Origin of the sequence: Streptomyces tauricus (genome assembly GCF_014650955.1) — a bacterium.
In the GTDB taxonomy this organism is placed as follows: domain Bacteria; phylum Actinomycetota; class Actinomycetes; order Streptomycetales; family Streptomycetaceae; genus Streptomyces; species Streptomyces tauricus.
Genome location: NZ_BMVY01000014.1, coordinates 138360 through 151687, shown reverse-complemented (window position 1 = coordinate 151687; position 13328 = coordinate 138360). Strand labels below are relative to the sequence as shown.

The 13328-nt window shown below is 70.6% G+C and carries 12 protein-coding genes and 1 pseudogene; 7 read left to right on the top strand and 6 right to left on the bottom strand.

The features are described 5' to 3' along the window. Positions 1 to 103: 103 nt before the first annotated feature. Positions 104 to 1810: a penicillin-binding transpeptidase domain-containing protein gene (locus IE278_RS22440; RefSeq protein ID WP_189775002.1), complete on the top strand. Its 1707-nt coding sequence runs from the start codon at positions 104 to 106 to the stop codon at positions 1808 to 1810. 15 nt (positions 1811 to 1825) lie between these two features. Here the strand turns inward: IE278_RS22440 and IE278_RS22435 are convergent, their stop codons facing one another. Then, positions 1826 to 2167, bottom strand: a complete 342-nt coding sequence (locus IE278_RS22435; RefSeq protein ID WP_189774999.1) for an SsgA family sporulation/cell division regulator — start codon at positions 2165 to 2167, stop codon at positions 1826 to 1828. A gap of 33 nt (positions 2168 to 2200) precedes the next feature. Here IE278_RS22435 and IE278_RS22430 point away from each other — a divergent pair. The 5 genes and pseudogenes from IE278_RS22430 (at position 2201) to IE278_RS22410 (ending at position 6626) form a co-directional block, all read left to right on the top strand. Then, a pseudogene (locus IE278_RS22430) lies at positions 2201 to 3413 on the top strand (energy-coupling factor ABC transporter permease). Position 3414: 1 nt separating this feature from the next. After that, positions 3415 to 4176 carry a cobalt ECF transporter T component CbiQ gene (gene cbiQ / locus IE278_RS22425; protein WP_189774995.1) on the top strand — a complete coding sequence of 254 codons (762 nt, stop codon included), beginning with the start codon at positions 3415 to 3417 and terminating at the stop codon, positions 4174 to 4176. After that, positions 4164 to 4952, top strand: coding sequence for an energy-coupling factor ABC transporter ATP-binding protein (locus tag IE278_RS22420; protein ID WP_189774994.1), 789 nt, complete (start codon positions 4164 to 4166; stop codon positions 4950 to 4952). Before cbiQ ends, IE278_RS22420 begins: the two co-directional genes overlap by 13 nt. Positions 4953 to 4980: 28 nt before the next feature. Further along, entirely contained in the window at positions 4981 to 6147 is a 1167-nt protein-coding gene (locus tag IE278_RS22415; RefSeq protein WP_189775068.1) for a serine hydrolase domain-containing protein, read from the top strand. Between the two features lie 53 nt (positions 6148 to 6200). Beyond that, entirely contained in the window at positions 6201 to 6626 is a 426-nt protein-coding gene (locus IE278_RS22410) for a DUF3592 domain-containing protein (protein ID WP_189774992.1), read from the top strand. Here IE278_RS22410 and IE278_RS22405 read toward each other — a convergent pair. Beyond that, positions 6541 to 7479 (bottom strand): AraC-like ligand-binding domain-containing protein, encoded by a 939-nt coding sequence (locus IE278_RS22405; RefSeq protein WP_189774989.1) that lies wholly within the window; start codon positions 7477 to 7479, stop codon positions 6541 to 6543. The two genes, IE278_RS22410 and IE278_RS22405, sit on opposite strands and share 86 nt — an antisense overlap. A 121-nt stretch (positions 7480 to 7600) precedes the next feature. On the opposite strand from IE278_RS22405, the gene IE278_RS22400 reads away from it, so the two are divergent. Then, positions 7601 to 8299, top strand: coding sequence for a hypothetical protein (locus tag IE278_RS22400; RefSeq protein WP_246570525.1), 699 nt, complete (start codon positions 7601 to 7603; stop codon positions 8297 to 8299). Here the strand turns inward: IE278_RS22400 and IE278_RS22395 are convergent. The 4 genes from IE278_RS22395 to IE278_RS22380 form a co-directional block, all read right to left on the bottom strand. Next, a complete protein-coding gene (locus IE278_RS22395; RefSeq protein WP_189774987.1) occupies positions 8296 to 9141 on the bottom strand; it encodes an EamA family transporter in 846 nt (281 codons plus the stop codon). The two genes, IE278_RS22400 and IE278_RS22395, sit on opposite strands and share 4 nt — an antisense overlap. Next, positions 9138 to 9641: a YbaK/EbsC family protein gene (locus tag IE278_RS22390; RefSeq protein WP_189774985.1), complete on the bottom strand. Its 504-nt coding sequence runs from the start codon at positions 9639 to 9641 to the stop codon at positions 9138 to 9140. The genes IE278_RS22395 and IE278_RS22390 overlap by 4 nt, the downstream gene beginning before the upstream one ends. Before the next feature lie 326 nt (positions 9642 to 9967). Beyond that, entirely contained in the window at positions 9968 to 12220 is a 2253-nt protein-coding gene (locus IE278_RS22385) for an MMPL family transporter (RefSeq protein WP_189774983.1), read from the bottom strand. Between the two features lie 202 nt (positions 12221 to 12422). After that, complete coding sequence (locus IE278_RS22380; RefSeq protein ID WP_189774981.1) at positions 12423 to 13013, bottom strand: TetR/AcrR family transcriptional regulator; 591 nt, start codon at positions 13011 to 13013, stop codon at positions 12423 to 12425. Between the last annotated feature and the right edge of the window lie 315 nt (positions 13014 to 13328).

Below are 13328 nucleotides of genomic sequence, written 5' to 3'. Positions count from 1 at the left end.
AGAGCCGGTGGGGATGCGGGAACCGTGCGGGGACTCGTGGAGCCGGCGAAGACTCGTAGAGAGCCGTTGAGGACGTCGGGGAAGCAGCGAAGGAACGGAAGCCGTGGGGAACAGAAGGCGCGCGACTGAGCGCGGCAGGACGAAGCCCGCCGTCATCGGCGGGATGATCGCCGTTGTCGTGGGCGGTGCGGGGTTCGGCGTCTACGCGCTGTACGGCGGCGGAGCGGTGGCCGACGCGGGTTCGGCCTCCGGCGCGAAGGCCGTGAAGAGCGGCCCGCTGTCGGCGGCCGAGGTGAAGTCCGCGGCCACCGCCTTCCTCACGGCCTGGCAGAGCGGTGACGTCGACAAGGCCGCCGCGGCGACGAACGACACCACGGCGGCGCGCGCCCTGCTCACGGGCTACGGCAAGGAGGCGTACGTCGAGGACGTGACGCTCACCGCCAAGAAGCGCTCCGGTGACACCGTGCCGTTCTCCGTCAAGGGCACGGTCGCGTACAAGACCCTGACCAAGCCTCTCGCGTACGAGTCCGAGCTGACCGTCGTGCGTCGCGCCAAGGACGGGAAACCGCTGGTCGACTGGCATGCGGCGGTCGTGCACCCGGAGCTGGAGGACGGCGACAAGCTGGTCACCGGCGAGGCCGGGACACCCCCGGTCAAGGCCCTGGACCGGGACGGCGGCGAGCTGACCACGGCCGAGTACCCCTCCCTGGGGACGGTCCTGGACGGTCTGCGGGAGAAGTACGGCAAGAAGGCCGGCGGCAAGGCGGGTGTCGAGCTGCGGGTGGTCCGCGCCGGCTCCGAGGACGCCGAGGACAGCAAGGGCACGGAGAGCACGAAGAAGACCGGCTCCTCCGACAAGAACCCCGACAAGACGCTCCTCGAGCTGAGCGAGGGCACCCCGGGCACGGTCCGTACGACGCTCAGCCCGGCCCTCCAGGCGACCGCCGAGAAGCAGGCGGCCGCGAAGTCCAAGGCGTCGGCCGTCATGATCAAGCCGTCCACGGGCGAGATCCTGGCCGTCGCGAACTCGGGGCACGGCTTCAACACCGCGTTCCAGGGCTCGCTGGCCCCCGGCTCGACGATGAAGATCGTCACGGCCTCGTTGCTCATCGAGAAGGGGCTCGCCTCGGTGAACAAGGAGCACCCCTGCCCCAAGTACTCGACGTACGGCGGCTGGAAGTTCCAGAACGACGACAAGTTCGAGATCAAGGGCGGCACGTTCAAGGCGAGCTTCGCGCGCTCCTGCAACACGGCCTTCATCAGCCAGGCCAAGAAGCTGAGCGACGACGACCTGACCAAGCAGGCCCAGCAGGTGTTCGGCCTCGGCATGGACAACTGGGCGATCGGCGTGCCGACCTTCGACGGCTCGGTGCCGGTGCAGTCGCAGGCCCAGATGGCGGCCTCGCTGATCGGGCAGGGCGGGGTGCGGATGAACCCGCTGAACATGGCGTCGGTCGTCGCCACGGCCAAGACGGGCACGTTCCACCAGCCCTACCTGGTGCCTCCGACCGTCGACGACCGGACCCTCGCGAAGGGATCCCGCTCGCTGTCGGCCGACACACAGGCCCAGCTCAAGGAACTCCTCCAGTACACGGCCGCGGCCGGTACGGCGGCCGAGGCCATGGCGGGGCTCGGTCCCGACTTCGGGGCCAAGACCGGTTCCGCGGAGGTCGACAACCAGAAGAAGCCCAACGGCTGGTTCACGGCCTGGAAGGGCGATCTGGCCGCCGCGGGCGTGGTCCAGCAGGGCGGCCACGGCGGCGAGACGGCGGGTCCGATCGTGGCGGCGCTGCTGAAGGCGGGCAGCTGACGGGCGTACAGCGGCTCAGCTGGTCACGGGGGTGGCCGTGTACGTCCGGCGCAGGAAGCGGATCAGCGTCTTCGCCTCGAACTGCACGACCGCCACTCCGTTCGCCGAGTGGAACTCCATGACGGCCTGGACCCGGCCGCAGGGCCAGATGCGTACGTCACCGGCGGCGGCCGGCGCCCGTAGCCCCCGTTCGAGCAGGTCGCGGGCGAACACCCACTCGTGATGGCCGGGCAGCATGATGTGCACCCGTCGGGGGTCGGTCTCCGGGTCGTATCGAAGGGCCACCGGCACGGCGGGCGGATCCTGCGCCTCGTCCGTCACGATGTGGGCGCGCGCGTACTGCTCAACGGCGGACATCGATCGCTCCCTCTTTGAACTGATCCTTATCTAATGTCGCATATTTTCCGATATGCACCCCCAGATGAGTCGTCGTCGCATTCAGGGTCACCTCGCTCTTGCAAACTGTTCGCATTAAGCCACTATCATCGAACGGTTATCGCCAGTCGGCCTGCCCCCGGAAGCGGAGCCCTCCATGCACGTGCCCGACGGATTCATCAACGCGCCCGTCTCCGTCGCCGCCGGCGTCGTGGCCGCCACGGCGGTCGCGGTGAGCCTGCGCGGCGCCCGCCGTGAACTGGACGAGCGCACGGCACCGCTCGCGGGTCTGGTCGCCGCGTTCATCTTCGCCGTGCAGATGCTGAACTTCCCGGTCGCGGCCGGGACCAGCGGACATCTGCTCGGAGGCGCGCTGGCCGCGATACTCGTGGGCCCCTTCACCGGGGTCCTGTGCGTGTCGGTCGTGCTCCTCATGCAGGGCATCCTCTTCGCGGACGGCGGCCTCACCGCGCTGGGCGTGAACATCACGGTCATGGCGGTGGTCACCACGGTCGTGGCCTACGCCGTCTTCCGCGGCCTCGTAAAACTCCTGCCCAGGAAGCGTCGGTCCATTACCGTCTCGGCGTTCGTCGCCGCTGTGATCTCCGTCCCGGCCGCCGCCGTCGCCTTCACGCTGATCTACGCGGTCGGCGGCACCACGGACGTCCCGATCGGGCAGGTCTTCACCGCCATGGTCGGCGTGCACGTCCTCATCGGCATCGGCGAGGCCGCGATCACCGCCCTGACGGTCGGCTCCGTCATCGCCGTACGCCCGGACCTCGTGTACGGGGCCCGCGGCCTGACCACGCCCCTGAAGCTGCGGGTCAACGGCGAACTGGTCGACACCCCCGCCGCCGGACCCGCCCCCGCCCCGGTCGCGGCCCGGTCCCACCGCAAGGTGTGGCTGGCGGGGCTCGCCACCTCCCTCGTCCTCGCCGGCTTCGTCAGCTTCTACGCCTCGGCGAACCCCGACGGCCTGGAGAAGGTCGCCTCCGACAAGGGCATCGACTCCAAGGTCGAGGACCACGCCGCCGCCGACTCGCCGCTCGCCGACTACGGCGTCGAGGGCCTCACCGACAGCCGGATCTCCGGCGGCCTCGCGGGCGTGATCGGCGTGAGCGTCACGATCGTCGCGGGCACGGGCGTCTTCTGGGCCGTCCGCAGGCGCCGTACGCCCGAGACCTCCCCGTCGCAGACGTCGTCCGCGCGGCTCGGGAAGTCCCTCTGACATGGGGGCAGGCCACGCGCACCGGCTCTACCGGCACGGACACTCGCCCGTGCACGGCCTGCCGCCGCACACCAAGCTCGCCGCCGTCTTCGCCTTCGTGCTGGTCGTCGTCTCGACCCCGCGCGAGGCGATGTGGACCTTCGGGCTGTACGCGCTGCTGCTGGCGTGCGTGGCGTACGCGGCCCGGGTCCCGGCCGGCTTCGTACTGAAGCGGCTGCTGATCGAGGTGCCGTTCGTGGCCTTCGCCGTGCTGATGCCGTTCGTGGCGCAGGGTGAGCGGGTGGACGTGCTCGGTCTTTCCCTGAGCGTGAACGGCCTGTGGGGCGCCTGGAACGTCCTGGCCAAGGGCACCCTCGGCGTCGCCGCGTCCGTGCTCCTCGCCTCGACGACCGAGCTGCGCGAACTCCTCCTCGGCCTCCAGCGGCTGCGGCTGCCACCCCTCCTCGTACAGATCGCGTCCTTCATGATCCGGTACGGGGACGTCATCGCGGACGAGATGCGGCGGATGAAGATCGCACGGGAGTCGCGCGGCTTCGAGGCCCGGGGCGTCCGTTCCTGGGGCGTCCTCGCCAAGTCCGCCGGCGCCCTGTTCATCCGCTCCTACGAACGCGGGGAGCGGGTGCACCTCGCCATGGTCAGCCGGGGGTACACCGGTTCCATGCCCGTCATCGACGAGGTGACCGCGTCGCGCGCGCAGTGGTCGTACGCCTTCGCCCTGCCGTGCGCCGCGCTCGTCGTATGTCTGCTGGGATGGACCCTGTGACCTCGCCCTCTCCCGTGCCCCCGCGTCCCGCCCCCTCGCTTGAAGTGGCTGGGCTGGCCTTCGCCTACCCGGACGGCCATCAGGCCCTCTTCGGGGTGGACTTCTCCGTCGGCCGGGGCGAGCGCGTGGCCCTGCTCGGCCCGAACGGTGCCGGCAAGACGACCCTCGTACTCCACCTCAACGGCATCCTGACCGGCGGCGCCGGCACGGTGACGGTCGCCGGGCTGCCCGTCGGCAAGAAGCACATGGCGGAGATCCGGCGGAAGGTCGGCATCGTCTTCCAGGACCCGGACGACCAGCTCTTCATGCCGAGTGTGCGTGAGGACGTGGCCTTCGGGCCCGCGTCCGCCGGTCTGAAGGGGCCCGAGCTGGAGGCCCGGGTGCGTACGGCGCTGGAGCGGGTCGGCATGGAGGCCTTCGCCGACCGGCCGCCGCACCACCTCTCCTTCGGCCAGCGGCGCCGGGTGGCCGTCGCGACCGTACTGGCGATGGAGCCGGAGATCCTCGTCCTGGACGAGCCGTCGTCCAACCTCGACCCGGCCTCGCGGCGCGAACTCGCCGACATCCTGCGCTCGTTGGACGTGACCGTGCTGATGGTCACGCACGACCTGCCGTACGCCCTCGAACTGTGCCCCCGCGCCCTGATCCTCAGCGAGGGCGTGATCGCGGCGGACGGGCGGACCGGCGAGCTGCTCTCGGACGACGAGCTGATGCGCGAGCACCGCCTGGAGCTGCCGTTCGGCTTCGATCCGCGCTCGGTGACAATGGGCGCGTGACGCTCGCGCGGCGAAGGGTACGGACGTGGTGAAGGTGAACGGCACAGTGGCCGAGGGCTTCGAGCCGGTCGAGGCGGCGTTCGTACGGAACTTCGAGACGCTCGGGGACCGGGGCGCGGCGGTCACCGTGTACCGCGACGGCCACAAGGTCGTCGACCTGTGGGCGGGCACGAGGGACATCGACGGCAGTGATCCCTGGCAGCACGGCACCGCGCAGATCGTGCGCTCGGCGACCAAGGGCGTAGCGGCGGCGGCGCTGCTCCTCCTCCACCAGCGGGGGCTGCTGGACCTGGACGCGCCGGTGGGTGAGTACTGGCCGGAGTTCAAGGCGGCGGGCAAGGAGCGGGTACTGGTCCGGCACGTGCTCTCGCACCGGGCCGGACTGCCGGTCCTGGACCACCCGCTCACCCCTGAGGAGTCGCTGGACCCGCTGCGGGGCGCGGAGGCGGTCGCCCGCCAGGCCCCGGTGTGGGAGCCCGGCACGGACCACGGCTACCACGCGCTGACGTACGGCTGGCTGGTCGGCGAACTGCTGCGACGCGTGACGGGCGCCGGCATCGGTGACTGGATCGCGCGGGAGACAGCGGGGCCCGTGGGCGCTGACCTGTGGGTCGGGCTGCCGGAGAGGGAGGCGGGCCGGGTGGGCAGGGTGGGCCGCGTGGAGACTCCGGAGAACGGCGGCGGGGCCCTGCGGGCACGCCCGAAGCGGTCGGTCACGGAGGCCTACGAGGATCCGGCGTCCCTCACCCGACGGGCCTTCGCGGCGATCACCCCGTTCCCGGACCAGAACGACCCGGCGTACCGGGCGGCGGCGCTCCCCGCGACGAACGGCATCGCGACGGCGGACGGGCTGGCCCGCTTCTACGCGTCCCTGATCGGCGAAGTGGACGGCGGTACGCGCCTGTTCACCGCGTCGACCCTGGCGGCGGCCCGCACGGAGGAGTCGGCCGGCCCGGACCGCGTCCTGGTGATCAACACCCGCTTCGGCCTCGGCTACATGCTCCACGGCTCGGCCTCCCCGTTCCTGTCCCCCGGTTCCTTCGGCCACCCGGGCCGAGGCGGCTCCCTGGGCTTCGCCGACCCGGAGTCGGGCATCGCGTTCGGCTACGTGACGAACGGCTTCCGCAAGACGGTGACGGCGGACCCGCGGGCGCAGGGGCTGGTACGGGCGGTACGGGCGGCACTGCAGGCGTAGCAACTCCCGTATTTCACGAGCCCTCCCGGTGGACGGTCGGCTACCTTCTGCACATGACGGTCGAACGGGTGGGGGGCGTCTTCGTCGCGTCGATCACGGGCATCCTGTGCCTGCTCTTCGCATCCATGACGCTGATCCGCTGCCTGCTGAGGCGGCGCGGTGTCAGCACGACGGCGGAGCTGGTGAGGTTCCGCACGAAGGTGGCGGAGGACGGCGAGTTGCTGTACTTCCCCGTGGTGACCTTCACGCTCCCGAACGGCGAGAAGGTCAGAGCGGAGGGGGAGGGCATGTCCCACCCGCCCCGCGGCACGGGCGAGGGCGACCACACAGAGGTGGTGTACGACCCGGTGGCCCCGACCAGCATGACCCTGCCCTCCCTCCAACCGGGCAGACTCAAGACGGGCGAGATCCTCGCGCATGGCAGCGCGTCGCTGGCCTTCGCATTCCTGACGTACCAAATCCTCGCCGACACGTTCTGACGACGGACGCCGGACGACGCCGGTGGATCACTGGTGAGTCCTGCGGCCTCGCGAAGCAGCCGGAGGCGGTGGCGGCGACGGAGGCGTTCTCGGTCTGGAAGAGGCGGTACAGGTGACTGCGTGAGATGTGGTGCGCGGCGGCGATTTGGGCCGGGGTCAGCTCCGGGTCCGCCAGGTGCCGGTGGACGTACGCCTTGACGCGCAGGGACAGCGTCCGGTCGTGGGTCTCGGGCGGCAGCCGGATGTCCTCGTCCACGGCGTGCGCGAAGACCGCGGTGACCAGGTCGGCGACGACCGTGCCGAGCCGGGGCGCGTCCGAGGGCCGGTACGGGTTGGTGTCCGCGGCCAGTTGTACGAGGAACTGGGCGAGCAGCGCGCCGGTCCCCTCGCGTCCCGATATCCGGCGCCCGATCGCCTGATCGGCGTGGCCCGTCGGCAGGGCCACGAGCGTCCGCGGTATCTCCACCCCGACGATGGTGACCGGGTCGGGGCCGGTGGTGATCTCGTACGACCGCGAGGAGCAGTTGATGTGGAAGTCGCGTATCCCGTACGCGGCTTGCTGTCTGCCCCAGGCCGCTTCGCCCTCGCCCCGCAGCAGCAGGGAGAGGTGGAAGGCCTCCGGGTCGGACTGGCGGACGAGTTTCGGGGTCCGGCGGAAGACGAGGTGGTCGAAGGTCGCCGGCCACACCGTCACGTCGCCGAGCCCGATCACGCGCTGGTGCCCGCGGTAGTCCGCGGCGCGGTCGCTGGCCAGGTCCATGGGCGCGTGCGTGTGCCCCAACTGCTGCGTCCACGCCTCGAACCGGTCGGCCACCGGCAGATCCAGGGTCCGCAGGACCGATTCATGCAGCATGCAATCAGTCAATCACAGAGGTTTCCGGTGGGTGTTGCCCGCGCGACGGCCACTTCCTCCGCGTGGCCGGTGTCGAAAAACGGAGTGCTGGGCGCGTACCGCACGGGAGATGATCCGGCTCGTGAAGAAGCCCGTGAAGGAGACAGCAGAGGCGGGTACTGGCAACGACCGTGCGTGGATCGAGCGTTCCTCGTGGGCTTATGGACTGGTGTCGCCGGATCCCGTCGTACGTTCCGCCGCGCTCGACCGTCAGGCCAGGGGGCAGAGGGAGGTCGAGGCCGCTTTCGACCGGATGTACCAGGGCCCTTCGCTCGCCAGGATGCTGCTGTTCCCAGTCAGGAACCGGGCGCGCACCAGGGCCATCGACCGTTGTCCGCCGGGGGCGCTGGGGAGCGGGAGCGGGTACTCGTACGCCCGCGGGAGCATCAGTTCGTGGCCTCGGTTGCCCCTCGCGTTGCTCTTCCTGGAGTGGGAGGCCCGGTATCCGCGGGAGTGGACCGAGCACGCCAAGAGCTGGGGCGTGAAACAAGCCCTGATCCGTGACCTGGCCGCCACCGATCACGATCAGCAGCTGAGAACGGAACTCGTCGAGCTGGTCGACCTGGTGGTCCGGCGGGCCTACCGGTGCAAGGACCGCGAGTACGTGCGCGTCGCCCGCGCCGTGGACGGGGACGAGCTGCGCGAGAGGCTGCACGACGCCCGGGGCTCGGAGGACCCCACGGCGCGGCTGCACGCCGGCTACGTACTCCGGCTCCTCGATCGTCCGGAAATCCCGAACACGCGGCATGTATGGCGTACTTGGCTGGCAGGAACGCTCTAACCCGCGTGCAGCATCAGGCCTATGCCGATCACCAGCAGGCCCGCCGCCGCGATGCGTGGTGCTCCGAACCGTTCCTTGAAGAACACCGCTCCTATGGCCGCGCCGACGATGATCGACGATTCGCGCAGGGCCGCGACCGGGGCCAGTTCCGCTCGGGTCTGGGCCCACAGGACCAGGCCGTACGCGGCTACCGAGAGGGCGGCGCCCAGGAGGCCGACTCCGGCGAACGGCCGTAGTACGCGGAGGAGTTCGCCTCGCCAGCGGTACAGCGCGTACGCTGGGACGGCCACCCCCTCCACCGCCATCAGCCAGGCGATGTAGCCGAGGGAGGATCCCGAGGCGCGTACGCCCAGGCCGTCGACCACCGTGTAGGCCGCGATGGTCAGGCCCGTCGCCAGTGCCGCGACGATCGCCGCCCAGTTCGGCCGGTTGCCGCGCAGGCCCCACAGGGCGACCCCGGTCAGCCCCGCGCACGACACGGCGATGCCCGCGGCCGCCCAGCCGTCGGGGACCTCATGGGCGAAGAGGGCCGCGAGCAGCGTGACCACCAGGGGCGCGGTGCCGCGCGCGATGGGGTACGCCTGGCCGAAGTCACCCAGCCGGAAGGACCGCATGAGGAGGACGTAGTACGCGACATGGATGACCGCCGAGGCGATCAGGTACGGCCAGGCCCTCGCGGCGGGGAACGGCACGAACGGCACCATCGCCAGGCCGATGAGCGCTCCCCCGCCCGCTATCAGCGTGAACCCGACCAGTTTGTCGGTGATCCGGTGGGCTATCGCGTTCCAGCCGGCGTGGGTGACCGCCGCGACCAGGACGGCCGCGGTGACCAGCGGGGTCACGCGGTCTGCTCGCGGACGTCCACGAGGGTGCCGCCGGCGTGGTCGATCAGGGTCCTGGGGGCCATCGGGAACACGGAGTACGGGGTGCCCGCGGCGGCCCACACGATGTCGTGGTCCAGCAGCGAACGGTCGGCCAGGACACGGGTCTTGCTGCGGTGCCCGAAGGGCGGCACGCCGCCGATCGCGTACCCGGTCGTCTCCCGTACGAGATCCGCCCTCGCCCGGGTGACCTTCTCGGCGCCCAGCGCGTGCTGGACGAGTTCGACGTCCACGCGGGAGGAGCCGTCCATGAGGACGAGGACCGGGACGCCGTCCGCGGCGAAGATCAACGACTTGCAGATCTCGCTGAGTTCGCAGCCGAGTGCCGCGGCGGCCTCGGCGGCGGTGCGGGTCGCCTCCGGGAAGCGGCGGATCCGCGGGAGCAGGTCGTCCAGACCCAACTTCCGCACGGCGTCGGCGAACAGGGGGTGGGCTGCGGTTGGTTCTTCGGCGGCGGTCATGAACAGCACGCTAGTGGGTGGGGGCGGGGCCGCGCCGGTGCGTCGAGTCCGCCGCCCCCGGGCATACGGCTGCCTGCTGCCCTGGTGAGGCGGGTCGGGAAGGGCTACGCGGCGGACTCGACGTACCGGCACGGCCCCTTCCGTCCGTACGTTCCGCTCCCGTGACGGCCCCTTCCGTTCGTATGTTCCGCTCCCGTGACGGCCCCTTCCGTCCGTACGTTCCGCCCTCGTGAGAGAGGAAGCCGGTGAGGGGCGCCCGTCCCCACGGGCCCCTCACCGGCTGGTCATGGCCGACCTCGTCGGCCGGCGGTCAGGCGGTCAGGCGGTCAGGCGGGGATCAGTTCCCGGTCCTCGTCCGCCGTGCCCTTGGGCCGGTTGTCGTCGAGTGCCCGCAGGCCCTCGCCCTCGACGTCCACGTTCGGCAGGGCGCGGTCCAGCCACCTCGGGAGCCACCAGGCCTTCTTGCCCAGCAGGGCCAGGACCGCCGGGACGATCGCCATGCGGACCACGAACGCGTCGAAGAAGACGGCGATCGCGAGCCCGAAGCCGATCATCTTGATCATGGAGTCGCTCGCACCGATGAATCCGCCGAAGACCGCCATCATGATGATCGCCGCCGCGACCACGACGCGGGCGCTGTGCCGGAAGCCGGTCACCACCGCCTGGCTCGGGGACTCACCGTGTACGTACGCCTCCCGCATCCGCGTCACGAGGAACACCTCGTAGTCCATCGCCAGGCCGAAGACCACGCCCACCATGAAGATCGGCATCATCGACATGATCGGGCCGGTCTCCTCGACGCCGATCAGTCCGGCCAGCCAGCCCCACTGGAAGACCGCGACCACCGCGCCGAGCGCGGCGAGCACGCTGAGCAGGAAACCGAGGGCCGCCTTGAGCGGGACCAGGATCGAGCGGAAGACCACGATCAGGAGGAGGAAGGCCAGGCCCACCACCAGGGCCAGGTACGGGACCAGGGCGTCGTTGAGCTTCTGCGAGAAGTCGATGTTCATCGCGGTGGTGCCGGTGACCAGTACCTCGGCGTCCGTGTCCGCCTTGATGTCGGCGCTCTGGCCGCGGATCGCGTGGACCAGGTCCTCGGTCTGCGTCGAGGACGGCTTGGAGTCCGGGATCACCGTGATCGTCGCGGTGTCGCCCGCCTTGTTGGGCGTCGGCGGGGTGACCGTCACGACGTCCTTGAGGCCCTTGATGCCGTCCGCCACCGACGTGAAGGCGGCCGTCGGGTCGTCGCTCTTCTTCGCGTCGACCACGATCATCAGGGGGCCGTTGAAGCCGGGGCCGAAGCCCTCCGAGAGGAGGTCGTACGCGCGGCGCTGTGTCGTGGACGTCGGCTGCGAGCCGTCGTCGGGCAGGCCCAGTTCCAGCTGGGTGGCCGGCACGGCGATCACGCCGAGACCGACCACACCGAGCAGCAGTACGGCCGCCGGGCGGCGGATGACGAAGCTCGCCCAGCGCGTACCCATGTTGGGCCTGGCCGGCTTCTTCGGGCTGCCGGTGACCTTGGCCTTGTTCTTGTCCTCGACCTTGGCCTTGTCCTTGCGCTTCTCGTTCGCCGGGCGGATCTTGCCGCCCGCGTAGCCGAGCATCGCCGGGATCATGGTCAGCGCGATCAGGACGGCGACCACGACCGTGCCCGCCGCGGCGAGGCCCATCTTGGTGAGCATCGGGACGTTGACGACCGCGAGGCCCGCCAGCGCGATGACGACCGTCAGACCCGCGAAGACGACCGCCGAGCCTGCGGTGCCGGTCGCGCGGCCCGCCGCCTCCTCGCGACCGCGGCCCTCGGCCAGTTCCGCCCGGTAGCGGGAGACGATGAACAGCGCGTAGTCGATACCGACCGCGAGGCCGATCATCAGCGCGAGCGTCGAGGTGGTGTCGCCGAGGTCGAGCGCGTTGGCGAGCGCGGTGATGGTGGAGACACCGATGCCGACGCCGATGATCGCCGTCAGCAGCGGCAGTCCGGCCGCGACCAGCGAACCCAGGGTGACGACGAGGACGACCGCGGCGAGGGCGAGGCCGATGACCTCGCCGGTCGCCCCCATCTCCGCCCCGGCCTCCAGCGCGTCGCCTCCGACGTCGACGGTCAGCCCGGTGTCCCGGGCGCTCTCCCCGGCCGCCTCCAGGGCGTCCCTGGTCGAGTCCGCGAGTTCCATGCGGGGGACGTCGTACCGCACCGACGTGTAGGCGACCGTGCCGTCCTTGCTCACGGCGTTCGTCGTGTACGGGTCGGTGACGGAGACGACCTCGGAGCCGTCGCCCAGTGCCTTGACGGTCTTCGCGACGGTCGCCTTGTTGTCGGCGTCCGTCATCTTCTCGCCCTCGGGCGCCTTGAAGACGATGCGCCCGGTCGCTCCGTCGGCGCTGGCGCCGGGGAAACGCTGCTCCAGCAGGTCGAAGGCCTTCTGCGCCTCGGTGCCGGGGATGGAGAAGGAGGTGGTGCCCGCGGCGGGCGCGGAGGCCGCGCCGACGCCTGCGAGCGTCAGCAGCGCCACCCATATCAGGACGACGAAGTGCCGTCGCCTGAAGGCGAGCCGGCCGAGTTTGTAGAGGAACGTTGCCACGAGGGCGTACTCCCGATCAGGTCGGTGATGCGGATCGTGATGCGGGTCGTGACGCAGGTGGGGTGATGGCTGGCATCGGCGTCGGCATCAGGGCAGGGATCATCGGCCCGACGACGTGAGCGATCGCGTCAGGTGCGTGTGCGTGTGCGTGTACGGGTGTGGGTGTGGGGCGGGTGCGTGTGGGGCTGGGGGTGGCCGGGGGTCAGGCGACGAGGGCGGGGATGACCACTGCGTCGATGTACGAGGCGAGGAAGGCCTGCGTGGGTGGTTCGTCGTCGATCATCGTCCGGGCCGCGAAGGCACCGATGATCATGTGCAGCAGGTAGCCGATCGCCGGGTTGTCCGCGCGGACCTCGCCGCGGTCGACGGCACGCTGCACCACCTGGCGCATCTCATCCAGTTCCGGTTCGACCAGCCATTCCCGCAGGGCGGCCAGCAGGTCGGGGTTCGTGTGGACCGCCGTCCCGAGGGCGCGCATGAGGGAGGAGTTCTGCTCCATCTCGCAGTCGTCCTGGCGGGTCGTCATCGCGTGGAGGTCACCCCGCAGGGAACCGGTGTCCACGCTGGCGATGTCGACCGGCTTGTGATGCCGGACCGACCTGGCGACCAGTTCGGCCTTGCCGCCCCACTGGCGGTAGAGCGTGGCCTTGCTGGACCGGGTGCGGGCCGCCACGGCGTCCATGGTCAGGGAGTCGTAACCGACCTCCCGGAGCAGTTCGAGCACGGCCTCGTACAGCTCGGCCTCGCGCTCGGGCGTGAGCCGGCTGCGACGCGTCGTTGCTGTCTCAACCATCTCGTTCACCGCTTCCGCCGTTGCGAAACTGTCTCGTACTCCTCTGAAGATACCCTGCGCGTCAACGAAACGAAACCGTTTCGTACGTGTGCTGGGTCACGCGTTTCCGGACGACCACGAGTTGCCGGGCCCCGCCCACCGGAAAAGCATGGGTGAGTGAACGACGAGGACGAGCACGAGCACGAGGACGAGCCCGCGTACGAGGAGAGGGCGGCCTCGTACGCCGAGACGACGGCCGCGTACGAGGGGACGGCGGCCGCGCACGCCGAGACGGCGGCCGGGGTCCGGTCGGCCGCCCGCGAACCGGCCGGAGGA

What these genes read in the sequence shown, in the direction of transcription:
- cbiQ (WP_189774995.1), top strand. Translation starts at nt 3,415, where the DNA reads ATGGGGGCAGGCCACGCGCACCGGCTCTACCGGCACGGACACTCGCCC.
- IE278_RS22390 (WP_189774985.1), bottom strand. Translation starts at nt 9,641, where the DNA reads ATGACCGCCGCCGAAGAACCAACCGCAGCCCACCCCCTGTTCGCCGAC.
- IE278_RS22380 (WP_189774981.1), bottom strand. Translation starts at nt 13,013, where the DNA reads ATGGTTGAGACAGCAACGACGCGTCGCAGCCGGCTCACGCCCGAGCGC.
- IE278_RS22405 (WP_189774989.1), bottom strand. Translation starts at nt 7,479, where the DNA reads ATGCTGCATGAATCGGTCCTGCGGACCCTGGATCTGCCGGTGGCCGAC.
- IE278_RS22420 (WP_189774994.1), top strand. Translation starts at nt 4,164, where the DNA reads ATGGACCCTGTGACCTCGCCCTCTCCCGTGCCCCCGCGTCCCGCCCCC.
- IE278_RS22410 (WP_189774992.1), top strand. Translation starts at nt 6,201, where the DNA reads ATGACGGTCGAACGGGTGGGGGGCGTCTTCGTCGCGTCGATCACGGGC.
- IE278_RS22435 (WP_189774999.1), bottom strand. Translation starts at nt 2,167, where the DNA reads ATGTCCGCCGTTGAGCAGTACGCGCGCGCCCACATCGTGACGGACGAG.